Genomic DNA, 22,889 nt, shown 5'->3' with positions numbered 1-22,889 from the left:
TAGCTGTTATTCCCACGCACGATTCTGAGATTGTTCCTTTCACCCCCTGAGTGCCTCGACAGGCCGCTCGCGCGAGGCTCGCCAGGCAGGGTACAGCCCGGCGAGTACACAGATAACGACCCCGAAAGCAAACGCGACGCCGAGATAGATGACGGTATCGGGTTGGAACGCCAGCGGGGCAGCGAGCAGCAGGTTGTTGATGAGCATACCAGCCCCAACGGTCAGGCCAACTCCACAAATCGCGGCTAGCAGCCCCATAATAACCGCCTCAATAAGTATGATTGCGAGAATATCTGTCCGTCCATAGCCGACGGCCCGGAGCACACCGATTTCTTCCCGGCGCTCGCGGGCGCTCATCAACTGGAGGTTCCCGATGCTGATACCAGCAATTATTAGCGAAATAGTCCCAACGCCGAGGAGGAATGTGTTTGTCGACGTAAACTGCTGGTCGATACTTTCAATATCGTCTTGTCGAGAAGAAACTTCGAACGTTTGCTCGTTCTCAGAGAGTGGGCCGTTTAATTCACTCTTTAGCTCCGTCGCAATCTCACCTGCCGCGAACGAGTTTTTGGCATGAATAACAACGCCACGGTACGGGTTGGTTGTACTTCTGACAAGGTCAAGCGGGACGAGCGCCGCGGCACTGGTCCGCTCGACACTGAACCGCCCGCCCGGTTGCTCTACGACTGCAGTTACTTCTTGTAATCGCCCATCTATCGTAATGGGGTCGCCGATATCGAGTTCGAAAATTGTCGCAGACTGTGTATCGATAATCACACCACTCTCCCAGTTCTCGGGAATCTCGCCCCGAACAACATTGTACGTCGCTTTTGGGTTGGTCACCCCAAGCACTCTCGTTGGTGAGGTCATTTTTTCTCCTGGCTGGACTCGTTTCCTGTCTACCTGTCTGATAACGGTCGTTTCTGCGTTACCGGCAATACGCTTGATCTGGTTAAGTCGTTTTTCGCTCAGTTCTGGTGGGTCACCATCCCCGATTGCAAAACTAGACTGACCGGGCGCTTCAACGCGAACTTGGTTGGCAATATCGCCCAGGTTTTGTGTTTGATTTTCCTCGAACGCCAGTCCAAAGACCCCAAGTCCACCAACAGCAAGCACCCCGACCGCAACCGTCAACACTGCGAGCGCAGTTCGCCCTTTCGCACGCTGGAGGTTACGCTGTGCCATGTAGGTCCGCGGAAAGTACCGGCGGAGCCAACTCACGGGTGATTCACGCCTCCATCTGTTGGTGTCTCCGAAGTCTGCTCGCTTACTGGTATCTCCGTATCTGTTCCTGATGTTTTCAGTCTGCCGTCGATAAGCCTGAGTACTCGGTCGCTGAACTCTGCAAGATATTCGTCGTGGGTCACTGCAACAATGGTAACATCGTCGCCAGTAACAGCCAACAACTCCTTGAACACACGCTCTCCGGTGTCACGATCGAGATTACCAGTTGGTTCGTCAGCCAACACAAGTGCCGGTTCGTTGACCAGTGCCCGGGCGATAGAGACGCGCTGTTTTTGTCCACCGGAGAGTTCATCCGGGTAGTGCTTTAGTCGGTTACTCAGACCGACCTTGCCAAGCAACTCTTTGGCACGCCGTTCGGTCGCTGCTGGATCAGAATCAAGGAGACGAGGAACAGCGACATTCTCGAGTGCTGTAAGCGTCGGAATCAGGCCATAGCTCTGGAAGACAAAGCCGATTGTCTCCTTGCGAACACGCGTGCGCTCACGATGATTATACTGTTCGATATCTGTGTCATGCAGACATACTGTTCCTTTACTCGGGACATCTAGCAGGCCGAAGATACTGAGCAGCGTCGATTTGCCGCTTCCGCTCGGGCCGACGACGGTGACGAATTCACCGGTATTAATCTGGACATTGATTCCGTTGAGAGCGTCTACAGTGCCACTACCGCCAGCAAACCGTTTTGTGAGGTTCTCTCCCGTGAGCAACATCAGTACTCACCGCCGCCTGAAGACGATACCTGCGATGCCTATCACAGCGAACACAGCTAAGCCACCCAGTACAAGAACTGCTGTCTGACTGTCCACCGGCGGACCATCTTCATCTCCTGTTTCCTCCCCAGCATTGAACGGTGGAGCGGAGCTATCCTGGTCCGTACTGGCGGTGTCTCCAGTCGAACCACCGTTGTTGTGTTGGATTTCAGTGACGGTTCGGTACTGCGTTCCGTTGACGCTGTATGTTATTTCGAGAGGAATCGTTTCGCGGTCAGAACTGGCATCTACTCTAATTGGGTCAAACGAGTTGAACTTTCCACCCTCCAGCGACCCGACGAAGAACTCAGTAGTCCCGGCAGGAGAGACTCCATCTCTGTCGACGACTCCAACGGAGATACCCGAAATTTTCCTGCCTCGCGTATTCGCGACCTTGCCTTCGATAATGACCGTCCCAGTCCCGCCAACAGAAATTTCGGTTAGTTGTACCGGTGCAATATTGGGGTCAACGGTGGTAACTGCCCCGTCAAACACGGCATCGAGAGTTTTTGAGACTGTTATTGACTCTCCTGTTTCTGTCTCGTAAGAAAGCGTGACTGGGAACGCAAACCGGCCAGCGGGGGCACTGCGGACGCTGAAGCTAATATCACGTGTTTCTCCTGGCTCAACAACCGGCAAAATATCTGTACCATCAGTTATTTCGAAAGAGGCATTTGTCGGCTGTTCGAGTGTAGCTTTGACGCGCTTGACCTGGTTTTTCTGTGGGTTCCCGACCGTTAGCGAGAGGGTCCGGTCTGTTGCGATGAACTCTTGTTGTGTCGAGAGGTCAAGTTGAATCGGTGCAACGTTTGCATCAACTGTTGATGTTGGATCAGCAAACGTTACCAGAAGGGAACGCTGACGTTCCCAGCGCTCACCGTCGGCTGTGACAAACGAGAGTGTAACGGGCACCTCTACCGTGTTGGAGGGGGCCTCTTGAATTTCAAACTCGATGGTGCGGCTCTGTCCCGACTCAACCAGAGGAAGCGACCCAGTCTGGTCTATGACGCTGAGCGTGGTGTTCTGTGGCTGGCCGACTGCAACACGAACACGGGTAATATCGCCGTCGTGTGGGTTACCGACCGACAGCGAGAGCGAACGGTCTGTGAGTGTTTCACCTTGGACATCGAGGTCAAGTGCTGGGGTGGGGTCGGTCGCAACAATCTCGACCTCGGCAGTGTCCTGTCTGTTGTTGCCGTCGTTTGCATCAATTGTTAGAGTGTTAATTCCTTCTTCGACCGGGAGCCCCTCAACGACGAACGTATGCCCTTCGTTTGGCTGTAGTTGTCTACTCTTTATGTCCTTGGTTGCGCGAACGTCACCGGTCTGGTCGCGAACAGTGAGACTCTTAAGACGACGATTCCGCTCTCTGTCATTTTTTACCGTGACGGTAATATCGACTGTTTCATCAACCCAGACAGTTCTCTCTTCAACTGTCGCAGAGATATTGAACACGCTACTATCTCCTCCTGCAGCGGGCACAACAGCGAATAAAAGGCAGACAGCACAGACAAATCCACCCAGAAGGAGAGTGGTAGCTGCAACCTGAATTGTTCTATTCATTGTTGTATATTTGAAACTATTCCGATGATTTTCCATTGGTCCTCGTCTGTTGCGACAAAAAACCGCATCTCGTTGTCGGCTAGATCGTTCGGGCTCTCGATTTCGGTTGCTTTGAGAGAGTAACTCGCGTCGACCAGCGCAGTGTCTGCAGAGAGCAGGTCCTGAACAGGACCCTGAATACCAGTCGTAAGATCGAGCGAACGAATCTGCGACTCGGTCAGATTCTTGTCGACGGTGTTAGTAGCGGTTTCCTCGACTGACGTCGTCTCGTTGTCACGACGGAACCAATCGAAAGCATCATCATCTCCATCCAGAAATGTTGACTGCGGGTGAAATACTGGCTGTGCTTCCTTGAGCCATTTATCAGTGTCTCCGTAAAGCGTAGGGAGAAGATCGATGTACATATCGACGACTGACTCTGGACTGTCGAAATCCGAGCTATCGTTACCGAGTCCGACTAGCCCAAGACAGCCTGAAGAAAATATGGCGCCCGCTGTCGCAACTCCCCCGATAAATCGTCTCCGTGTTTGTTGCACCATCTGCATTATCCTCTGTTATTAATAGATATTTTGTCACTTCTATGCTGGTGCAATGACGAACTGGTGTTGCGGTGCGCTCTGGTGGGACAGCCAGTGCGTACCTTTTTGATCTCATCGTATCCAGAACACTCATCCTCGACAGACTGCTGTGTTGTCTCGGTCAGCGTCTGAGATTGGTTGCACAAACGCAGAGCAGTTGGTCTCTTCGGATGATGTGTCTGCAATCGTTCCATACCCTATTCTTTGTGTGGAGTTGAATAAGTGCTTTGCAGAATTTCACCGTTTGTTAACACAGTCACTCCTGACTCAAGCACATGTTAACAGGCGATAGAAAATCTCTAACGGGCGTATTTTGGTTTATATAATATATCAGAACCTTTGATGTTTTTCGTAGGTAGGATCTACTAGCTGCAGCACAAACCGCTGATACGACCTTGCTATCTTGTTCGTGTTGTCTTCTGTTGGGCTGAAACACGCTGTTAACAAACGATATAACTGGTTGCTGAGTAGATTTCTTGCTAATATGGGTCTGGGTCCGTGGGGGTGCATAGTCAGTTGCGTACAGAAGAAAAACGACTCTCTGGTCGCAGACTGTCACTATTTTTGTTTACGTCTCACCAACCGTTCCTTCGTCGCGGCTGCCGAAAAATATCAGATTACTGATTATATGTGGTGTCGTAGATTTTATTCGTCAGCGTGTGTTGATGAAGTGGGTGCAGTCGCAGTCTGAACAGCAGTCTCGGTACTGCCCTCATCCATGCTTGTAAACAACTTCATACGTGATAGAACTGCCACTCTTGTTGAACTACCCTCGAAAGATACAACTGATGCTAGTACACCACCGACAGGACAGATTACCAGAGGATAGAACAACCCAGCCATCAACACACTTTCTAGCAGGGCCGGCTGAACGAGTAGTTCGCTTTCATAGGTAAACAGGACGGTCCCGGTAGCCGCAGCAATGCTCGTTCCGACTGCGATTGTTCCTGCGGTCAACGCTGATTCGAGAGGAGTCCTGGCACCTGATATACGAGCCAGGAAGAACCCGGCAAACAGCAATACAACCACCGGAATTACGAGATAGCTACCCGCAGGAATCAGCGTTGACGCGAAAAAATCAGAAGGCGTAACCAACTGTCCACTGGGGATGGAACTTCCACTGAGATGTTGAACTAATACGTTGAACTGTTGGTCGTGAAAAGCGGTCGCCCACCCTGTATCGACCATGGATTTCGTTTCCACATTGACGAAATGTGCATTGTAATAAACCCACCCCACATCAGTGGCGTCGGACTGTCCGTTTGCTACTGACATCCCGTACGTGAGGATATATCCGATACCAAACGTGATGATACCTAAAATTGGGCCGAGTATAACTGGGCTCCTGAGCTTCGACAGGCGGGTCACATCCGTAATTGGCGTACAGGCTGAATAAAACCTTTGCAAGGTTGTAGCAACCGTTAACCCTGTCAGTAGGCTGCTGGACCCTCTGTAACGGAAGAATGATTAAGACTAAATCATTTGTTAACAGAAACGGAACTGGTAAATCACCCACACGAGTACAATCTATTGTGCCCCGGAAACGGCAAATCGGGACCCGTATCGACGACTCGGGTGAGATTGCAGAAGCGTGGGACGAGTTCAAGGAAGACTACGAAAACAAGTCCTCAGCGATGCGGCAGTTGATGCGACAGGGACTTGAGATCGACGAGTCTGAAACGGGGGCCCCGGAGAGCAAGTCAGCGGACGCGACCACAACAGCGCCTATCCAATCTATGTATGTTGGGACGTTTGTGACACTCGTTGGCTGGCTCATAACGACTGCTAGTTCAGTAATTGGTGTACTTAACGTCCCGACTGGGTCGCTAGTGGTTTCGGGATTGATTGTTCTGGGAATTCTTTCAACGGTTCTGCATATCCGCTGGGTGTCTGAGCAGCCCGCGTAAGCCTCCACTTCGTTGGTTTTGGCCGTTACACGTCTGGCCCGATATAGCTAATTTGGGTAAGAATAGCGTATTTCTGCTCTCATTTCAGAGTCTAGACCGTTCTGCCCCCTCTGGTTTTATATTTACAGTCACGTTCGTCCCAAGAATGAGCAGCCTTTTGAAAAAGGAAAGCAACTGACCACGACTCAGCATTTATTGAATACGTCTTGAGCGCCCACGAATGTCGGACACGGTTTCGGATGTCTGTACCAGACTCATGAAGCTCCTTTCTTTCGGAGACGAGTTCATCGGCGACGACGTGCCCGCCGCTTCCACACCCGAGAATCGCATAGGTAGACATCGAGGCAATCGTGAGACAATTTCCCGTACTTATTGTTCAGTACCTAGCTCAGCAGACTCATGTAGCCTACGAGGCAGATTCCACTGCCCGGTTGACACGTATAGCCGCTAAAAAAATTGCCTTGAGGTGTGATATTGTCATCCGGACGGCCCAATAGTCGGCCGGTCAGGCCATGTTCTCTTCGTAGTAGTCCTTGGCCGCGAGGCCACCGGCTACGCCCAGCGCCACCGCGATAGCAAACGTGAGACCGACACCAATCGTCGACACGATGCCCTCAGTGATGATATACACAATCTCTATTTCAAAGCCAAACATCTCTAGGCCGATAATCAGCACAACGGCGGATAGGACACCTCGAACCAAACTAGTAATCCAGACGCCGTACTCACTCCGGTCGGTCAACTCTGAGTTTCCGGTCTGTCGCGCAGCGTACTCGGCAAACACCAGTCCGATGATGATGACTGCCGCGCCAGCGACAAAGCCCGGAGCATAGTCAATAATCCCCTCAATCCACTGACTGAGTTCCGAAACCCCCAGCCGGTCAGCCGCCAGAAACGCCGCAAACAGGATAACATAGTATTTAACGGCTTCCCCTGCCGCGTTGGCAACTGGACCGTACCGTGGGGCAGGAGGCTGCCTTGTAGCAGCCTGGTTTTGTGGTGACTCGCTTGGATTCACACCGCCATCGCTCCGTGGCTCTTGAATGGTCTCACCAACCCACGTCCCCTGTAGTGTACTGTCAACGCCGAATCGGTATACTAATCTCGTGACAAACGGACCAAGCCGCGTTCCAATCACATACCCGGCTCCCAGAAATACCAACGCCACGACTATCTCCGGAAAGTAGGCAACCAGCTCTTTCAGTGACTCGTCGATAGTATCACTAAGTGTGTCGCCCACGCTCTTGCCGCCTGACTGTGGTGCTGCCGTTCCGGCAACTGACGCCGAAACTAGTTCCTTTACCCCTCCAAACATGTCAGAAACAACCATGTATCAACCGAATCGAAGCTCCTCATCATAAACATTTCGAATAATTCTTCGAATGTATGTATTGCTTGTCCTGGGAAAGAAACGTATATTAATCACGTACGATAAACACTGATTGCTTGGGGCCGGTAGCTCAGTTTGGCAGAGCGACGGACTCTTAATCCGTCGGTCGCGTGTTCAAATCGCGCCCGGCCCGCTTTCTGAACGATGGATACAGAGTCAGACTGTTAGCGGCTGAACTGTCTCTTTGTAAGGGTTAGAGTCACTATAAGGTTCGGATATGACCGGGATTTTGGTGTTAGTTCGTTTCGTATGTGTTTGGGGTGCGCGCTGTCCTGTGGTTGCATCTTAGCCGATATTAGCCTGACGTAGATACCACTGTGTTCTTGAAGTAATTCACTATAAATCGTTCAATATGAGTATAGCACTTGTAATTCAGAGCCTTAGTAAGAATCTGAGGGTCCGGAAGAATAGCATAAACCCTAAGGCACCAACTATGCCCGTGATAAGACGAGTTTGGTTATTGCTTTCTCTGTTCCGCATTAGTTGAGTTATTCCATCAATTGTTGCAGGAAATCCCAAGAGGATGTACAGTGGGAGAAAAATGATGGGAGGCAATCCTACAATTATCTCAATTAGAAGTGCAATTACGCATCCTATGAGGATGCCTGTACATCGAGTACAAAGAGGAAATTGGTAACCACTGTAGCTGAGACAACGCTCAGATTTACCATGACATAACAATAAATCGAATTTCATGACCTTTGCTCACGTAGAATTCGACTCAGTTCTGCGCCAACGCTGTCATCGACGCCTGAACCCAGTGTAACTTCGATTTGTTGGTGGGCCTCGTCGCCAGTAATGAACTTGATTTTCTGCTTCTCGGTAGTCTCTGCATCTTGTAATATTTTCACTCCAAGAGCCAAGAGACCAGCTCCCAAAAGAAGCCCCCCTAACGCAGTACCCGGCTCGTCACCGAGTGCACTCAACCCTCCAAGTAACATGACACCCCCACAGACACCCACAGCTAAACAGTCCCTTGGTCGGAATTGTCTTCCTCCACTTCGGTCTCTATTGAACTAACATGCTGATAATCAATATCTTTGAAACCCCCGGACTCAGTCAAATAGACGACTCTTCGGTCTGTGGCGCCGAAGGTATATTCCGATTCAGAGAAATCGTGATTGCCATTCTGGCCATCTTTACCTTGAACAACGCTCTCCGCGATAAATACGAGTAATAGTTCTTCATCACTTGCGAGATAGCTTTCAAGCTGGCCTCTACTCATACAAAAGAGAAATTATCACACTCAACTAAAGAATCTACCGCTGTAAGACACCTTGCCTACTGGCAGTTTGTGTCTGTTCTCATTATAATACAGAAAGTAAATAGTATACTAATAAGACTAAGGCAAGTTAAGGAAGATATAAGTATCAAAATTCTATAAGAACATTTTAGATGTCATCTTTGATTAATATTAAGTATAAACCAAATAATGGGGTAAACATGGGTGATAAACTGAGAAAGACTCGACGACGGTTTCTCGCAGGAATCTCGGTGGGTATGGTAGGCGGCTTCGCAGGATGTACCGAAGGGGAGAATAATGACGATGGAAACGACGGTAGTCTTAGTGGTGGTAACGGGAATTCTGATGGAGAAGATACCCCTGTGGATTCGGATGGGGATGGTGTTCCTGATATTGAAGATGACTTTCCTTCCGATAGTACCAGGAGTGAATTGTTCAATCAAGGGAGGGAAACATATGATTTGAACGAGGATTATTACCAATATTTGCAATTTAGTCCGAGACAGGCAGCGACACTATCCTACAACGCCAGAGTTCAGAATGATATAAGAATTGATGTGATACTGATGGACAGTGCAAATTTCCGGTATTTCGAAGATGGAACAGAGTGGGAATACTATCCGGCGGGAAGTGAACTTGATACCCTATCTGCAAATAATGAAGTTCAACTCAGTGGTGACACTGAGTACTGTCTTGTCATAGATAATACTAATAAGGGTCGTACATCTCCGCCTACAAATTTCGACAATGACAGAGTTGATGTTACTTTGGATTACGAACTTTTCAGGTAAAATGCCCCATCTACCTTCCCTAATCATTGTTATTGCGCTGGACATGAGGTGTATTACGACTGACCCTGCTGAGTTGTTCAGATAAGAGCGTACCAGTAGAGAAATCGCACATCAACCCAACTAATTCATTTTTTTGAGGGGACAGGGGATTGCCATGCTGAGATGACTATGTGCTATCAAACGGAAACTCCTCTCCGCCGAGACGGCAGTCCCTTACTTCGAGCAGATGTGAGACAGATGGATTCACGAACGGCTTAGGTGAGACTCATTACGCGAGGTCTTCGCTATGAGGGTATTCCGTCTGATAGTCCATAGTCATCTTGCCTATCGTCTCAGCTTGTTCTGACCGTCAAACACCAACTCTGGAAGTCGAACCACACGATTCTCTGCATGGAGGGGGAATTAGCAGACGTTACTTTACGATTTTCCCCTGCGACGTAGTCAGACGTAGAAAGTAAGAGGTCTGAGATGACTATGAGCTACGCTACGGAATTCTTACGACAGTGCTGGAACTCCCCTGCTTGCTCGAAGGCTCTTTCGCGTAAGTCCATTGACTCTGGGGAGTCCCGACAAATTGCAGAGAAGATTCAGGCAGTGCATGACGCGGTCGCATCACTCCGAGGGAACAAAGAAGACCTCGCAGAAGACGTGACGGCTTTGGTTACAGAAGTAGCTGGAAACGCGGTATCACAACAGGTCGAAGATGAGGCGAAAGGATTCGTCGATGACCTGATTGAGACTTTGGAGGAACAAGCACACCGGACAACTGTTGTTCGAGAGTCACCCAAGGGTGACGACGAATTAGAAAACGAGAAATATGTGATTCGCCTCACCCGAAATGGAGGAGAGGTATTTCGAGTGACTGATACTGGTGGCTGTAATTCTTTGAATCGCTAGTTCCTGATTCGCCAGGCAAGAGCCTCGCTGTTAGAAAATACCAAGTTCGAATCTTCACGTACTTACAGCCATCAGTATGAGGACGTGCAATCTGACGCAATGGCTTCGCTCGCGAACTACCTAATTGGGGAGGAGGGGCTTGTGGATGAGATTGAGATTCCCTACATTCCGGGTACAGGACGCGGGAGTCGTGCGCTCCTCAGTGACAAACCCGAACATCCGGACGGCTCCAATATGAGTGGACAACGGCGAGTGTCTGGTGGCTATTACTTATTCACAGGTCTAAGCGCCGAAGATAAGCAACGATATGTATCGGAACTTCCGGAGAAAGTAGGTCTAAAGTGCGAATTCTCCGGTGGTTGGTGATTCTGGGCGGTGGCTTGCTACTGTGGTAGCTTGACACGGAAGATGCCCCTTTGTTTATTGCCCTCCATGGGTCAGATATTGTCGAAGTATCCTCGGCGGTTCTTCATCTCCTGCTTCTTCGTGCGCTTGTCGTAATGCTTCTTCAACACGTCTGCGCTCACGTCCATTCGTTCAGAAACTGCCTCAATGGGGATTTCACTGCGGCGAGCGTGGGTAATTGCACCTTTCCGCAGTGAATGGGAAGCATGGGATGATGGACACTTCGAGGCGGCGTGATAGGAATTTGCCGCATCACAGTTTTGGGGGTCTCGGCCGTGTGGGCAGTCCAGTCCATAATCGCAGGGTCGGGTAGCTCGATAGCAGTTGCTTCGGATAGAGGTCTTTGAGATACGGCCTTGGCGTGTCGTCAGTAACGGTTTACGTCCAAACTCGTCCGTTTTGGCGAAGCGATGATGGTCGATGTAGTCCTGCACAATCTGGTTGACTTTCGGCTTGAGAGAGACGACACGTTCGCCTTCTTTCCCGTTCTTTAGCGGAGTTTCTTCGTCCGGACGGTGATGCACTTCGAGAGTTCGTTCCTCGTTGTTGTAGTCGCCAAGGTCGATAGCCCGGAGCGCGCCATTCCTCATCCCGGTGTGCCACAGTAGCTCGAAGATGACGTGTTCGCGTTGAGAGTAGTTGAAGTTCCGCTGGTATTCGATGATGGCCTGCGCGGTGTCGGTGTCTATGTAGTCGTCGTTCACGTCCTCCTTGTTCTTCATCGTCGGAGGGTCGATGTAATCGGACAGTCCAGGCTGGACGGCGTCAATGCTCTCGCAGAAGTTGATGAAGACTTTGAGTGTACTCAGTTGCGTCGCCATCGTGACCTTGTTGCAGTCACCTTTCTCCCGTCGCCATTTCTTGTACTGGTGGAAGTACCGACCACTGAGGTCGTTCATATTGCTCACGTTTCCTTCGCCGTTGCACCATTCAACGAATGGAGAGAGTCAGTACTTGTGCGCTCGATAGGTAGCATCGGCAAGTTCGCCACGGCGGTTTTCGAGATACCAGTCCTTCGCTTCTTGCGGTTCGAGTGGTTTGAGGTTAGTCGTCATGGTGGGTCTTGCGCTCAGTCCACCAACAGCGACCCTCAGGTATCCGCATCTGCGGTTCCCGGAGGCGGTGAAACCGCCGGAGGGAGGTCGTGTCGTTCAAATCGCGCCCGGCCCGTACAACGGTCTGTCAACTAATAACGAGACAGTGAGTGTCGTCCTGTTTTGCAAGGAACCAACGTGACGCGTCAATGGACTGTCGCTGGTGTTTCTCTCTTTTATTGTTGATCCTGTGTCCTGTGATGTCTTTTTTGTAGGCACGTATCCAACGGTACAACGCTACGAGCTACACCCAATGGGAACTGATATTGGCTTCGAAGATATCCCGGACGCTTTCTTGTCTCTGATTGAGACGCTTGTTCACTCGAATATCCTTATTTCGGTCTCTGCAACCAGTGTCGCCGTCTCGACGATTATTCTGGCCGAGCTATCGATTGACTCGCTTCCCTTGTTTATTGTCTTTGCAGCGGCGATGTTCGTTTACTCGTACAACCGAATCTCGGACTTTACTGAGGACAAACAAAACATCCCGAAACGGGCCTCGTTCGTTGAACAGTATGGCAAAGGGCTGCTGGCTATCGGTGGCCTTCTTTACTTCCTCGCGACCAGTCTCGCAATCCAGCAATCGATTTCTGGTGCACCTGCAATGGTCATCCCCCTGCTTGTCGCGGTGCTATACTCCGTAGTAGGGTTAAAGAGAGTCCTGCTGGTGAAGAATCTCTTGGTCGGTTTCTCTTGGGGACTCATCCCCGCGGGTGTTGGTGTCTACTACGACGTTCTCTGGACCACTGATATCCTGTTCATGACTGGGTTCATTACAGCGACGCTTACAATTGCAGCAGCGGTGTTCGACATCAAAGATATCGAAGGAGACAGTGAGGCCGGTATTGCGACACTGCCCGTCCTGTATGGACCAGCAGTTACACGCCAACTCTCGACGTTCGCCACCGTGATTATCTCACTTCTGGTTGTTGTACTGGTTCTAATTGAGGTTCTCCGTCCTGTTTATCTCCTCTTGTGTCTCTATACAGCCTATATGATTGGCTACTGTTTCGTCGCGACGACAGACAAAGGGCCCCTTTTCTATGGCTTTGTTATCGACGCCGAACACATCGTGCTCGCACTGCTGTTGCTCGCACAGGAGCTTCTCAGTCGAGGCGTTTTGTCATCTTGACGTGTGAAATACCTGCCTCATTGAAGTGGTCACTGGTAGCCATATACCCGAGTTTCTCGTAGAACTGCTTGACGGCCGTCTGTGCGTGGAGGAGAACCTCCGTTGCATTCTGGTCACGGACCTCTGTTTCGAGTGTTTCCATCAACAACTGTCCGATTCCCGCTTGTCGGTACTGCTTCCGGACCGCAACCCGCTCAATTTTCGCAAGGTGGGCTTCGGGAATACGAACCCGTGCAGTGCCGATTGGGTAGCCGTCGTTGTAGACGACATAATGCACTGCATCCTCGTCGTTACCGTCCCACTCTTCGGCCTCGGATACGTTTTGTTCCTGGATAAACACGTCCCGGCGCACATCGTACGCGTCAGATAACTCACCGTCCCCCGGTATCCGACGGATTTCATACTCACTCATCAACAGGTCGTTTGTCGGCCTATAATCTGTGTGTTTCGACTGAGACTAACCCAGAGAACTGTCGTTTCACTATCTGCCTGCACAGCACGAACCTACCCGGGTCCCCGCTCCGAAAATCGACTTAGTCGCTGTTCGGTTTGTAGTTTGGTGCTTCGTCAGTGATGACGACGTCGTGGGGGTGACTCTCTTGTTGCCCAGCTGCGGAAACGCGGACAAACTCGGCCCGCTGTTTAAACTCTGGGATGGTCTCAGCACCGACATATCCCATGCCTGACTGCATCCCGCCGACGAGTTGGTTCAGTTCCGACTGTACTGTTCCCTTGTATGGCGTTGCGGCCTCGACACCTTCGGGAACGTAGTCATCGTCTTCGTCGGTGTCTTTGAGATAGCGGTCGCCGCCACCTGATTGCATTGCGCCGACACTGCCCATACCGCGGTACTGTTTGTACTTCTTACCGTTCATCGTAATGACTCGGCCGGGAGCCTCGTCGGTGCCAGCGAAGTACGAGCCCAGCATCACTGCGTCGGCTCCGGCGGCAATTGCCTTAATAGCGTCACCGGAGTACCGGATGCCACCGTCGGCAATGACCGGAACGTTGTGTTTGCTGGCTACATCGGCTACCTGTGCAATAGCGGTAATCTGGGGCATCCCTGCGCCCGTGACGACACGAGTTGTACAGATTGAACCCGGTCCAATGCCGACCTTTACGCCGTCGGCAAAGTCAACTACATCTTCGGCGGCCTCGCGTGTGCCGATGTTTCCAACAATTACGTCGGCCTCGACACGCTGTTTGATGTCGCGGGCACTTTCTATGACGCTCTCGTTGTGCGCGTGTGCACAGTCAATAAACAGCATGTCAGCACCCGCTTCGTCGGCGGCCTCGGCTCGTTCTTTTTCGAAGGGACCGACTGCGACACCGATGCGCAGTTTGCCGTTCTCGTCGCGCACTGCTTCGTCAAACTCTCTGCGCTGGAGAATACCCTGCATCGTGACCAAGCCGACGAGCAGATTCTCGTCGTCGACGACCGGAACACGCTCAATCTTATGTTCGTACATCAGGTCAAACGCCTCGCGGGCGTCGATATCCTGTGGTGCAGTGATGACTTCGTCAGTCATTGCCTTCGTTACGGGGTCGTTCTCGTCGACTTCGAGATGTGGTCGCACGTCAGTCGAGGAGATAATGCCCTGAACTTCGCCGTTTGTATTGATGACCGGTGCGCCGCCGACACCTTCCTTGGCCATTCTGTTGTCTGCTTCACGGACGCTCGTCTCTGGGTCGACGGTTACCACGTCATCAAGTGGAATGATGAGTTCGTCAGCGCTCTTGACCCGCTCGATCTCTTCGACCATCTGGTCAAGCCCCATGTTTCGGTGAAGGACTCCGAGACCGCCGTGTCGGGCCATAGCAATCCCCATTCCGCTTTCAGTCACGGTATCCATCGCTGCCGAGAGCACAGGAACAGTAAGCGAGACATTTGTCGAAACCTGTGTCGTGGTCCCGGCTTCATCCGGCTCGATGTTGCTTTGCTTTGGCTTAAGTAACACATCGTCGAACGTCAGTGCCTCCGGTACCTGCAGTTTCTCCGAGAAATGGTCGATATCGTTCGCCATGTCAACCGTCTAGCCCACCGGCTGAAAAACATTGCGAGTTTGGCTTGTCGGATATTCCAAAACAACGCATAACGACACTCTCAACGGCAGAGCAGTGTGTCCACGCATCTCACACAAGGCTATTAATCGCGGCCTCGAAAAAACATGTATGATGTATGGAGTTCCCACTGCCGTCAGTAGCGCTCGTGAAGCAGTCATCGGTTCCGATGACCAGACCAACGTACGAGCCATGGGACTCTTCAATACAGCTATGCGGACAGGCTGTTGTCGTCACACACGTTCGTGGGCCGCCCGGTCAGATGGAGCCAACGCTATTATTGGGCAAATCATGCCAAACAAAGCAGGGAGACGACGGCAGTATGGCTCCGAACGTGAGTACCCACGGCCAACGGGTGAACGGCCACAGCATTAATACCGCATGAGCAACTCACAGCATCCACGTGCCCTTTCCATTGAGCGGTGGGTAAGCGACTCAACCCGCCTGCTCGCGGTTGTCCTGTGTCTGCCACTTGTCGATGGCGTCTTCGTTGCAGTCGTCCTCGGCGGCGCGCTTGACAGCCTTTTTGGTATTGTTGAAGTCGGTCTCTTGGTTTTCGGCGGCAGCGCGATGGTCGCCGTTATCCTTGCAGAGATGGACGGCCCGCCTAAAGAGTCGATGGCGGTTATTCTCGCCATCGGGAGTGTGGTCATTGCAGGGGCCGGAATCCAAGCAACACTTGCACCGACTATCGAGAGCGCAATCGACATGGCAACTTTCGAGCGATTTGCAGCACTCGTCATCTTAGGGGTTGCGGCAGCGACCGCCAGCGCTCAGATTGCCGAGTACCTTCCCAGTCCGGCCCTAGTTATTGCACTTGGCTTTCTCGCAACTGTCTCGCCAAGTGAGGCGACGTTCGTGGTTCAGACTGATCTGGAACTCATTGCCCGCGCGATGGCCGCCGCGAGCGTCGGCGTCGCATTCGGACTCGTGCTTGCAGCGACGAGTCCATGGCTCAGAGACGTGGTTGAACTCGACCGGTTCCGGTTTGGAAGTGCAGTTGCACTCGGTGTGTTAGCGGTCTCGATTGTTGGATATCTGCCATCTGACGCTCCAGTCGCGCTGTTGGTGCTCGGTATCACTGCCTTGCTCGCGTTCGACCCGACCAGTGAGCCAACTGACGCGCCCGATCCGGGATTCGAGACGCAAATGACTGACCATGACGGCCCCGCCGGGACACGCACCGATACTTCTAGTGGTAAGCAACGCACCTCCTCTTCTGCTCAAAGGGGTACCGAATCAGACCTGTCTGAATACCCACTGGCCCCGATTTCTGACGGGAGAGAACAGTCGCCAGAGCCAACATGTAACAACAGCGAGACCCCCGACCCAACCACGGGAACCAACCCAGGCCAAGACCGGCCTCCTTGGCTGTGAGTGTCGCCAGTCCGATGTTGGTCGTACGTTGCGGTTTGGATCTCATTCTCGCAATACGAGCGAGGAAGCAATAGCCACAAGGCCAACGAACTGGAGGGCCCGTACTAACAGACGGACATAGTTCTGTTGTGGGAGCGTAAGCACACGGACATGGATGAGCACTGTTCCGACCATCGCAACCAGATAGGCCGCTCCAAAGAGCAACACCATCCCGACAGACAACAGGAGCATCTGTCGGCTCTGGTGGCGACGGAGTGCCCGGATTGCAAGAAATGTGATAAACAGGCCAACGACTGCGGAGCCGCCAGCAAACGCGAGCGTCACGATTTCTATTGTCCGGGCAGGGAGAAGCTGTGCTATCGTGGAAGCTGGTATGTATTTCATGATCAAAACTTGCTCCAGAGGCGTTCGAGTTCATCACTCAGGTCACGTTCTATACACTGGAGGTCGTATTCGAACTCACCATCACGCAGTTGTATTTCGAACCTGTCGAGTGTGGCCACGTAGACTGTGTCATGATGGCCGTCCGAGCGCAGGCGCGTTTCCTCCTCGACGAGGCCAACAGATTCGAGGCGGTCGATTCGTCGGGAGACGGTCGGTGCCGACACATCACACTCCTCGGCGAGCTCTGTCTTTGATAGCCTGTCGATACTCGTCGCTTGTAGTATCTGTCGTGCATACTCATCGTCAAGCAGGCCAACTACTGTCGACAGCTCTGTGTTATCACTCACGGTGTGCCCCTTGGTCTGTTTGTGCCTCCCTGGCTGCGTCTGCAAGACATTGTTTTGTTCCAGATCACCGTACCTGCAAAGCATAGTCGTCACGCGTCGCTCTCAAGCTCATTTGGTTCATAATGGAGCAACGCGATACTATTACTACTGTTCTCGGCGTAGTTATAAAATACCGAAATGTCATCCTCGCTCTCGGGGAATTTGGCGGTTGTAAACTCCAATTCATCACCAGGTTCGAGCAGTGTCCCAGGCTCCGGTTTATCGACGAGAGCGTTTTGCGGTTCGATATCGACTTGATCGACCGGAATCGTGTCACCTGCTTCGTGACGAATGGTCACGGTCGCGGCACGGTCGTCGACACCCCACGTCAGGTACGGTGCCCGGTCCTCGGCAGCGTCATCTTGGAACTCATCTTCTTCAACCCGCATCTGAATGGCAACCTGTGTCCCATCGATTTCGATATCGACGGCCCACGCTTGCATTGCCCGCTCAGTTGATTTCTCCAGTGCCTCTTGAATCTCGCCTTTTGTCGGTGTCTCTCCGTGAGCATACTGTTGGTGATAGATGAAGTAGGCTGCATCATCGTCGAAGTTGTAGGCGAGCGCTGATTCGCTGGGTTCAAAATCAGGAAAACTGGATCCAAACGCTTCTAGTATTGTCGGAGATGACCCGACCCAGTCCGAGAATGTCTCAAATACCTTGTCCTGTTCGTGATGCCGGGCGATACGACCATCGCCAGCATCAAGCACCGTTTCGATGATTGGTCGCCGCTCATTGCCATAGCTCTGGACGATTGCTCTCTTGGAAACGGCGACGGTCCGGGGTATATCTGTTCGGTCGAACAACTCCCACCCGTGGTATGTCCCGTTGTGACTGTAGCCGCTATTCTGTAGCGTACTGGTGACCGTTTCCGTCTCGATATCTCCCTCGGCGACTGTGCCGAGGCCGCCGAGTCCGTGGACGTAGTCGTAGTGTTGGAAAGCGTACCCGAAATAATCCAGCGGGGACATAGCTACATCCGCACCGACTCTAAACTCAGCACCGATGGCTTCTCTACCGAGTTCGCCTGGAGTTACTGAGACCCAGACCAAGTCTTGCACATCCGGTTGGTCTTCACCTGCCGGTAGCTCGGCCTGTACAGGAATCCATTCTCGGTATGCTGGCTCGGTGTCGATTGGTGTTGGTGTATCGACGCGGCCGTACCGAACTTCCTGTCCAACCGGAGGTAGCAGACTCAAACAGCCCGCAGTGGACCCGGACACTGCTGTGGTAACTAAGGCTGCGGCCCCAGAAATGAGCGTTCGTCGTGTGGCTGTTGGTGTGTCTCCTGACATCAGTGCCTTCCGCTACAGTCTCTTGATGCTTATAATGGAAATATACCCCGAACACTTCTGAAAGGTGGGAAAAAATATTTATACACCCAGTCGGGGATACCCCACTGAAACACGAAGTCTTAGGAGGAATGAGCGCCAGCACCTCAATATGGGAACGAACCGTGTTGTGCAGGGCCGAATGGTTACGCCCGAACGTCTGGCGGAGCTCATCGAAGGGTCGGATGTGATGGATGCAGAGCCTATCGAAGACGCCGACCGCGACTGTCCCGAATGTGGCAGCGACGTGCTCACTGTCGGATACATGCCATCAGCACTGGCGTTTGTGACCGGGTGGAAATGCCAAGAGTGTGAGTGGAGCGAGACCGACCGCGACGAGTAGCCGGTCAACTTCGTCGGTACTGCCTTTTGGGCTGTTGCTTCCTGGTGTCTCTACGGGAGCGTATGCATTCGTTGACAGCGTCCGGTTTGCCCCAGCAGCTAGCCGGTGAATGTCTTTTCTCCCGACCGGCAATCGAAATCCATTTACGGGGAATCGTCCAACGGGTGCATGAGGGCTCGTGGCCTAGTCCGGGAAGGCGGCTGACTCCAGAGGCTTACGTGCTCGGTGACGACACCCCTGATATACTGAGCGGCCGGCTGATCACCGCCCGCGCTGATGACCCTCTGGGGTACCGAGGCACTGTATACCGGAGATATCAGCCGATCGGGGGTTCAAATCCCTCCGAGCCCATTCCGATTTTAAAGGTTTCGGTAGGCTTTATGAGTAGTGTTTAGTTAGCAGCATTGTGCCAGTGGGCGAAGGCTTGTAACCACGTTTCTGCGGTCTCTGGTTCGACGTGACTAAAACAGCTTGAAAATGAAGAGGTTCGTCGCTTTGCTTCTCGGAAAACACGTTCAATGCTGTTCCGATTTTCGTGACGGTCGTATCTGAAATCGAGGCCGTGTCGTTGGAGTGCTGTTTGGAGCCAGTTGGCGTCATCGACGAGAAACACGGCGTTCGCAAGACGTGTCTTGTGAGCCCACGAGAACTGCGAGCAGTTCTCGGGACGTCATCAACGTCATGTTTCTCGCGGAGTTCATGGAGACATCTTTCGGTTACTCCGGTAGTATATGTGGAACAGAGACGGATATGGAGAAATTTGTTTGTCTCGGGATCGACGGCAGCGTACAACCAGTATTGCTGATCGGTGATGCGAATCACACTCCCGTCAAGCGCAACCTGATTCGGAGCTGTCCCGCCACCGGGCTGTAGAGTGGCTTTCTGGACCCAATCATGGACGGCTTTTCAAGAGCGTTGGATACCCAATTCAGCAAGTACAGAGATGGTATTCGAAAGCGATAGTCCAGCACGATACATCTGAATACCAAGATTCATCGCCTGCTGGGGTGTTCGCTCGCGCTCCACAAAATCCAGATCAATCAAGTCGTTATTGCCACTGAGTCGCGTGATTTCTGGCATGGACACCAAGAAATTTCCACGCCTCACGTTTTACGCTTAACTAAATACCGTCTTCTGGGCAGACGCTGGTCGTTCTGGATCCGTACCGAACATTCCACCAGCAACGCTTATTATATTCTTAATTTCCGAATCAGTTGATCATATCGAAAGCCCACTACTCCTTCCAGTAGAGATCAAAAAGCAAGATGAAAAACGACTGGACGCCGAGGACGCGCTCTATCCCGTGGACTTTGGCCAACCGCTTGGTGTCCGCCCTGCTAGGTTCATACTGCGTCAGTATCTATCGGTCAAGCAGTCATTTCAAAACCGAACGACAGTGTTTATATCACCTCTCTTGTTTGGGACCGTATGGACGCCGTAGAATGTGATGTCGGTGTTCTTATATCTGACTTGTCGATAACACTTGGCGAGGACGTTGTTGATGTTACAGTACTCCACGACGGCCTCAATCTCTCACTCGGAATCGACACAGCAGCCAAGGACGACGCCTACGTCCTCCGGCGGCCGAACAAGTTCCGAAATTCCGATGGCTTTCTTGATGTTCATCGGGAGTACGGCGTTTTGGAGCACCTCCACCACACGCCAGTTCCAGCCCCCAAACCGGTGGCTGTCGGTGACGGCAACACGATACTTGGGGACCCGTTTCTGATAACGACCTACGTCGAGGGGGAAGCAGTAGCACTCGGTTCGTTACTGCCCGACCGGTTCCGATACCCAGCCGCTCGACAGCAATTTGGCGAAGCTGTTGTCGAGACGCTTGCCGACCTCCACAACCTCGATACTGCGCCTTTCAGTGACGTGTGTGAGCGGAAATCGCTCCGAGACCAGGTTGAGGAAGTGATCAACCGGATGGAAGCAGCCACTAGAGAAACTGGCCACGAACCCCCTGCAGTCTGGGAAGTGGCCGAGTGGCTTCGTGATAACATCCCTGAGGATTCAACGACTGCGGTCTGCCACGGTGACTTTCGGCCGGGAAACATCCTGTTCGTCGGTGGAGACAGACCACAAGTGGGTGGCGTCATCGACTGGGAGACGACGTGGCTTGGCGACCCGCGAACTGAACTCGGGTATCTGTTGCTCCGGTGGCGCGACGAGGCGGACCCGACACCACCAGTCGAAGAGATTGCAGCGAGACACCCCCAAGCGGAAGTCACCGAAGAGCTGACTGGCGATGATGCCCCTTGCATCGCGCCCTACACGACAAAGCCAGGAAGCCCGACACGTCGGGAGCTGGTCGAGCGCTACCAGGCTGAAACTGGTATCACCTTTGTGCACGACCGGTTCTACCGGACGCTGGCCGCCTTCGACCTCGCGGCAATCTGGGCGGATATCTACCGAGAGCAACTCCAGTCCGGCTCGGCCGGGCAGTGGGAACCGAACATCGAGTACCTGCTGCTCATCGCTGAGAGTATCGCGTGCGGAGACCACACACTCTGATGAGGGTGCGTAGGAAAATAATCGCACTAAGTCAGTGTGAATGGTTCTATCAGCCGATAAACAATGCTACGGTACGGTATGCTTTTTGTGGACTCAATCTCTGTCCGGCAATTCGGAGAAGAACTCACATCTGATTAATCCAGCAACTTATAGTTACGCCAGCAGTTGCTTTTCTTTCATCATCCCAGACCCAGCATTTGGAAGCACCCCGGTTAGCTTCTCTCTATTCTCGCCCCTTGTTGAGCATCTAACGTCGACAGACGCACCCGCGGTTGTCGACGAGAACATAGCACAAGCAACGCGAATCTCACTACAGTAGCGTAACAAATTGCTGTGCAGAGCCCAGCAACAACCTGAGTACTATTTCTCACTAGCTTCGTGCAGTTGCACTGTTATGATTCGGTGGCGGTGGGCTACCGTGATAGTGTGAGGAGAGCACACCACTGACAGCTACTTTCGAACGACAACGATCGGGCGGTCGGCAGTGTCGGCGATACTCGAACAGACCGGACCGAATAGTTGGCCCTCGGTGTTTGGTTGTTCCGTTTCTCCCATAACAACCAGATTGTGGTCGCGAGCGGTTGCCGCAATCGCGGCGGTCGGATCGTTCGCGCTTTCGACTGTTATCTCAATATCTGCCTCCGAGAACCCACGAGAGAGAAGTGTTTCCTCGACTGTTTGGAGCATCTCTCTGGCTTGCTCAGTGCCTGTTTCGTCGGCTGTCACGTGGTACAGTTCTAGGGCAAAGAGGTCGGAGGAGTGAAACTTACTCACGAACTCAACAATCTCTGTTTGGCGTCGACTATCACGAAGTGGAACCAGTATGTTACTGACTGGTGGCAGTTCGGCCGCCAATAGAACACCGTCAGCGTCTATCTCCCTCGCGAGACGTGTCTGATGGGTCCGTTTGGGAGCACCGGGCCGACCGAACTGTAACTGTATTTCGGTCGGTGCACCCGCACGACTGAAGTGTGTAGCCATCTCGTAGAGTACAGCGTCTGCCTCGGTTTTGTGTGCCTCCCGCGCCTCTGTCACTGGGAGCTGGCTGGGAACTTCCCAGTAGCCGGACAGGACGATCTCAAAGCTTGACAGGCCCTCCAGATGCATATCGGCCAACGGGTACGGGGCAGGGTCGGGAAACGCGACAGGAATCAGTATTGTTGGTCGAGACATGAACAGTATCGACTGTACACCCTACTGAGGATTATAGTTGCTGATAAGTGCAGGTATGGTCTGATTGCTGTACTCGTCCGGTGGCGTGTCGGAATGTCACCAACTTATTCACACTTACTAGCACTCTTGGGCTGTTGCGGGGGTTGATAAGTGCTTTTCGACCAGTCGCTCTAATCTGTCGGTGTTTCACGAGCTGAAACCCAGCTTCTATCTTATATGTCTCCGCATGTTTGAGTTTAGTACCGGAGACTGATTCAGCCAGTTTGGACGCATAAATCTTCTCCGGTTCTATCCCTCCACCCCACCCCACCCCCACCCCCACC

General features: G+C 52.4%; 24 protein-coding genes, 2 tRNA genes and 1 pseudogene. 10 read left to right on the top strand and 17 right to left on the bottom strand.

From position 1 onward, the window contains the following. Positions 1-39: 39 nt before the first annotated feature. From N5098_RS10960 to N5098_RS10940, 5 genes are all read right to left on the bottom strand, one after another. A complete protein-coding gene (locus N5098_RS10960; RefSeq protein ID WP_267637912.1) occupies positions 40-1,221 on the bottom strand; it encodes an ABC transporter permease in 1,182 nt (393 codons plus the stop codon). Next, the gene (locus N5098_RS10955; RefSeq protein WP_267638130.1) at positions 1,218-1,958 is read right to left on the bottom strand and encodes an ABC transporter ATP-binding protein; all 741 of its coding nucleotides are present in this window, start codon (positions 1,956-1,958) and stop codon (positions 1,218-1,220) included. Before N5098_RS10955 ends, N5098_RS10960 begins: the two co-directional genes overlap by 4 nt. A 3-nt stretch (positions 1,959-1,961) precedes the next feature. Further along, positions 1,962-3,557 (bottom strand): COG1361 family protein, encoded by a 1,596-nt coding sequence (locus N5098_RS10950; RefSeq protein ID WP_267637911.1) that lies wholly within the window; start codon positions 3,555-3,557, stop codon positions 1,962-1,964. Continuing rightward, the gene (locus tag N5098_RS10945; RefSeq protein ID WP_267637910.1) at positions 3,554-4,096 is read right to left on the bottom strand and encodes a hypothetical protein; all 543 of its coding nucleotides are present in this window, start codon (positions 4,094-4,096) and stop codon (positions 3,554-3,556) included. The genes N5098_RS10950 and N5098_RS10945 overlap by 4 nt, the downstream gene beginning before the upstream one ends. 684 nt (positions 4,097-4,780) lie before the next feature. Further along, complete coding sequence (locus N5098_RS10940) at positions 4,781-5,503, bottom strand: DUF7978 family protein (protein ID WP_267637909.1); 723 nt, start codon at positions 5,501-5,503, stop codon at positions 4,781-4,783. 164 nt (positions 5,504-5,667) lie between these two features. Here N5098_RS10940 and N5098_RS10935 point away from each other — a divergent pair, with 164 nt between their 5' ends. Then, positions 5,668-6,042 carry a hypothetical protein gene (locus tag N5098_RS10935; RefSeq protein WP_267637908.1) on the top strand — a complete coding sequence of 125 codons (375 nt, stop codon included), beginning with the start codon at positions 5,668-5,670 and terminating at the stop codon, positions 6,040-6,042. Positions 6,043-6,547: 505 nt separating this feature from the next. Here the strand turns inward: N5098_RS10935 and N5098_RS10930 are convergent. Continuing rightward, positions 6,548-7,372, bottom strand: a complete 825-nt coding sequence (locus N5098_RS10930) for a mechanosensitive ion channel family protein (RefSeq protein ID WP_267637907.1) — start codon at positions 7,370-7,372, stop codon at positions 6,548-6,550. Positions 7,373-7,491: 119 nt separating this feature from the next. Here N5098_RS10930 and N5098_RS10925 point away from each other — a divergent pair. Beyond that, positions 7,492-7,565 (top strand) — tRNA-Lys (locus N5098_RS10925). 239 nt (positions 7,566-7,804) lie between these two features. Here the strand turns inward: N5098_RS10925 and N5098_RS17605 are convergent. The 3 genes from N5098_RS17605 to N5098_RS10915 are packed head-to-tail and all read right to left on the bottom strand — an operon-like array spanning position 7,805 to position 8,657. Beyond that, complete coding sequence (locus N5098_RS17605) at positions 7,805-8,128, bottom strand: DUF2085 domain-containing protein (RefSeq protein WP_368408018.1); 324 nt, start codon at positions 8,126-8,128, stop codon at positions 7,805-7,807. Further along, on the bottom strand, positions 8,125-8,373 hold the full coding sequence (locus N5098_RS10920; RefSeq protein WP_267637906.1) for a hypothetical protein: 249 nt from the start codon (positions 8,371-8,373) through the stop codon (positions 8,125-8,127). The genes N5098_RS17605 and N5098_RS10920 overlap by 4 nt, the downstream gene beginning before the upstream one ends. A 23-nt stretch (positions 8,374-8,396) precedes the next feature. Next, positions 8,397-8,657: a PH domain-containing protein gene (locus N5098_RS10915; protein WP_267637905.1), complete on the bottom strand. Its 261-nt coding sequence runs from the start codon at positions 8,655-8,657 to the stop codon at positions 8,397-8,399. Between the two features lie 218 nt (positions 8,658-8,875). Between N5098_RS10915 and N5098_RS10910 the strand changes: the two genes are divergently transcribed. After that, the gene (locus tag N5098_RS10910) at positions 8,876-9,466 is read left to right on the top strand and encodes a hypothetical protein (RefSeq protein WP_267637904.1); all 591 of its coding nucleotides are present in this window, start codon (positions 8,876-8,878) and stop codon (positions 9,464-9,466) included. Positions 9,467-9,940: 474 nt separating this feature from the next. After that, complete coding sequence (locus N5098_RS10905) at positions 9,941-10,363, top strand: calponin homology domain-containing protein (RefSeq protein WP_267637903.1); 423 nt, start codon at positions 9,941-9,943, stop codon at positions 10,361-10,363. A gap of 437 nt (positions 10,364-10,800) precedes the next feature. On the opposite strand, the gene N5098_RS10900 is transcribed toward N5098_RS10905, so the two are convergent. Beyond that, a complete protein-coding gene (locus N5098_RS10900; RefSeq protein ID WP_267637902.1) occupies positions 10,801-11,667 on the bottom strand; it encodes a tyrosine-type recombinase/integrase in 867 nt (288 codons plus the stop codon). A 448-nt stretch (positions 11,668-12,115) separates the two neighbouring features. Between N5098_RS10900 and N5098_RS10895 the strand changes: the two genes are divergently transcribed. Then, the gene (locus tag N5098_RS10895) at positions 12,116-12,994 is read left to right on the top strand and encodes a UbiA family prenyltransferase (RefSeq protein WP_267637901.1); all 879 of its coding nucleotides are present in this window, start codon (positions 12,116-12,118) and stop codon (positions 12,992-12,994) included. Here the strand turns inward: N5098_RS10895 and N5098_RS10890 are convergent. Together N5098_RS10890 and guaB are read right to left on the bottom strand one after the other, a co-directional pair. Continuing rightward, entirely contained in the window at positions 12,969-13,406 is a 438-nt protein-coding gene (locus tag N5098_RS10890) for a GNAT family N-acetyltransferase (RefSeq protein ID WP_267637900.1), read from the bottom strand. The two genes, N5098_RS10895 and N5098_RS10890, sit on opposite strands and share 26 nt — an antisense overlap. Before the next feature lie 121 nt (positions 13,407-13,527). Next, positions 13,528-15,018: an IMP dehydrogenase gene (gene guaB, locus N5098_RS10885; protein ID WP_267637899.1), complete on the bottom strand. Its 1,491-nt coding sequence runs from the start codon at positions 15,016-15,018 to the stop codon at positions 13,528-13,530. A 148-nt stretch (positions 15,019-15,166) separates the two neighbouring features. Here guaB and N5098_RS10880 point away from each other — a divergent pair, with 148 nt between their 5' ends. Together N5098_RS10880 and N5098_RS10875 are read left to right on the top strand one after the other, a co-directional pair. Continuing rightward, positions 15,167-15,430, top strand: a complete 264-nt coding sequence (locus N5098_RS10880; protein ID WP_267637898.1) for a hypothetical protein — start codon at positions 15,167-15,169, stop codon at positions 15,428-15,430. A gap of 6 nt (positions 15,431-15,436) precedes the next feature. After that, positions 15,437-16,432 carry a DUF5794 domain-containing protein gene (locus N5098_RS10875; RefSeq protein WP_267637897.1) on the top strand — a complete coding sequence of 332 codons (996 nt, stop codon included), beginning with the start codon at positions 15,437-15,439 and terminating at the stop codon, positions 16,430-16,432. Positions 16,433-16,474: 42 nt separating this feature from the next. Here N5098_RS10875 and N5098_RS10870 read toward each other — a convergent pair whose 3' ends face one another. From N5098_RS10870 to N5098_RS10860, 3 genes are all read right to left on the bottom strand, one after another. Then, positions 16,475-16,816 (bottom strand): hypothetical protein, encoded by a 342-nt coding sequence (locus tag N5098_RS10870; protein WP_267637896.1) that lies wholly within the window; start codon positions 16,814-16,816, stop codon positions 16,475-16,477. A 2-nt stretch (positions 16,817-16,818) separates the two neighbouring features. Further along, positions 16,819-17,163: an ArsR/SmtB family transcription factor gene (locus N5098_RS10865; protein ID WP_267637895.1), complete on the bottom strand. Its 345-nt coding sequence runs from the start codon at positions 17,161-17,163 to the stop codon at positions 16,819-16,821. Between the two features lie 89 nt (positions 17,164-17,252). After that, on the bottom strand, positions 17,253-18,497 hold the full coding sequence (locus N5098_RS10860) for a hypothetical protein (RefSeq protein ID WP_267637894.1): 1,245 nt from the start codon (positions 18,495-18,497) through the stop codon (positions 17,253-17,255). Between the two features lie 148 nt (positions 18,498-18,645). Between N5098_RS10860 and N5098_RS10855 the strand changes: the two genes are divergently transcribed. Together N5098_RS10855 and N5098_RS10850 are read left to right on the top strand one after the other, a co-directional pair. After that, a complete protein-coding gene (locus tag N5098_RS10855) occupies positions 18,646-18,876 on the top strand; it encodes a DUF5795 family protein (protein WP_267637893.1) in 231 nt (76 codons plus the stop codon). Between the two features lie 172 nt (positions 18,877-19,048). Next, positions 19,049-19,227, top strand: a tRNA-Trp gene (locus tag N5098_RS10850). Positions 19,228-19,267: 40 nt separating this feature from the next. Here the strand turns inward: N5098_RS10850 and N5098_RS10845 are convergent. After that, positions 19,268-19,956: pseudogene (locus tag N5098_RS10845) on the bottom strand (IS6 family transposase). A gap of 348 nt (positions 19,957-20,304) precedes the next feature. On the opposite strand from N5098_RS10845, the gene N5098_RS10840 reads away from it, so the two are divergent. After that, the gene (locus N5098_RS10840; protein ID WP_267637892.1) at positions 20,305-21,393 is read left to right on the top strand and encodes a phosphotransferase family protein; all 1,089 of its coding nucleotides are present in this window, start codon (positions 20,305-20,307) and stop codon (positions 21,391-21,393) included. Between the two features lie 450 nt (positions 21,394-21,843). Here the strand turns inward: N5098_RS10840 and N5098_RS10835 are convergent, their stop codons facing one another. Next, complete coding sequence (locus tag N5098_RS10835) at positions 21,844-22,566, bottom strand: universal stress protein (protein ID WP_267637891.1); 723 nt, start codon at positions 22,564-22,566, stop codon at positions 21,844-21,846. Positions 22,567-22,889 lie beyond the last annotated feature (323 nt).

The organism is Halovenus rubra, assembly GCF_026586665.1.
Classification (GTDB): domain Archaea; phylum Halobacteriota; class Halobacteria; order Halobacteriales; family Haloarculaceae; genus Halovenus; species Halovenus rubra.
Note: the sequence above shows the minus strand (reverse complement) of the source record. Positions and strands in the feature narration are given on the sequence as shown.

What these genes read in the sequence shown, in the direction of transcription:
- N5098_RS10875 (WP_267637897.1), top strand. Translation starts at nt 15,437, where the DNA reads ATGAGCAACTCACAGCATCCACGTGCCCTTTCCATTGAGCGGTGGGTA.
- N5098_RS17605 (WP_368408018.1), bottom strand. Translation starts at nt 8,128, where the DNA reads ATGAAATTCGATTTATTGTTATGTCATGGTAAATCTGAGCGTTGTCTC.
- N5098_RS10920 (WP_267637906.1), bottom strand. Translation starts at nt 8,373, where the DNA reads ATGTTACTTGGAGGGTTGAGTGCACTCGGTGACGAGCCGGGTACTGCG.
- guaB (WP_267637899.1), bottom strand. Translation starts at nt 15,018, where the DNA reads ATGGCGAACGATATCGACCATTTCTCGGAGAAACTGCAGGTACCGGAG.
- N5098_RS10895 (WP_267637901.1), top strand. Translation starts at nt 12,116, where the DNA reads ATGGGAACTGATATTGGCTTCGAAGATATCCCGGACGCTTTCTTGTCT.
- N5098_RS10900 (WP_267637902.1), bottom strand. Translation starts at nt 11,667, where the DNA reads ATGAACGACCTCAGTGGTCGGTACTTCCACCAGTACAAGAAATGGCGA.
- N5098_RS10835 (WP_267637891.1), bottom strand. Translation starts at nt 22,566, where the DNA reads ATGTCTCGACCAACAATACTGATTCCTGTCGCGTTTCCCGACCCTGCC.
- N5098_RS10910 (WP_267637904.1), top strand. Translation starts at nt 8,876, where the DNA reads ATGGGTGATAAACTGAGAAAGACTCGACGACGGTTTCTCGCAGGAATC.
- N5098_RS10950 (WP_267637911.1), bottom strand. Translation starts at nt 3,557, where the DNA reads ATGAATAGAACAATTCAGGTTGCAGCTACCACTCTCCTTCTGGGTGGA.
- N5098_RS10905 (WP_267637903.1), top strand. Translation starts at nt 9,941, where the DNA reads ATGAGCTACGCTACGGAATTCTTACGACAGTGCTGGAACTCCCCTGCT.
- N5098_RS10930 (WP_267637907.1), bottom strand. Translation starts at nt 7,372, where the DNA reads ATGGTTGTTTCTGACATGTTTGGAGGGGTAAAGGAACTAGTTTCGGCG.
- N5098_RS10945 (WP_267637910.1), bottom strand. Translation starts at nt 4,096, where the DNA reads ATGGTGCAACAAACACGGAGACGATTTATCGGGGGAGTTGCGACAGCG.
- N5098_RS10890 (WP_267637900.1), bottom strand. Translation starts at nt 13,406, where the DNA reads ATGAGTGAGTATGAAATCCGTCGGATACCGGGGGACGGTGAGTTATCT.
- N5098_RS10870 (WP_267637896.1), bottom strand. Translation starts at nt 16,816, where the DNA reads ATGAAATACATACCAGCTTCCACGATAGCACAGCTTCTCCCTGCCCGG.
- N5098_RS10840 (WP_267637892.1), top strand. Translation starts at nt 20,305, where the DNA reads ATGGACGCCGTAGAATGTGATGTCGGTGTTCTTATATCTGACTTGTCG.
- N5098_RS10860 (WP_267637894.1), bottom strand. Translation starts at nt 18,497, where the DNA reads ATGTCAGGAGACACACCAACAGCCACACGACGAACGCTCATTTCTGGG.
- N5098_RS10915 (WP_267637905.1), bottom strand. Translation starts at nt 8,657, where the DNA reads ATGAGTAGAGGCCAGCTTGAAAGCTATCTCGCAAGTGATGAAGAACTA.
- N5098_RS10855 (WP_267637893.1), top strand. Translation starts at nt 18,646, where the DNA reads ATGGGAACGAACCGTGTTGTGCAGGGCCGAATGGTTACGCCCGAACGT.
- N5098_RS10880 (WP_267637898.1), top strand. Translation starts at nt 15,167, where the DNA reads ATGATGTATGGAGTTCCCACTGCCGTCAGTAGCGCTCGTGAAGCAGTC.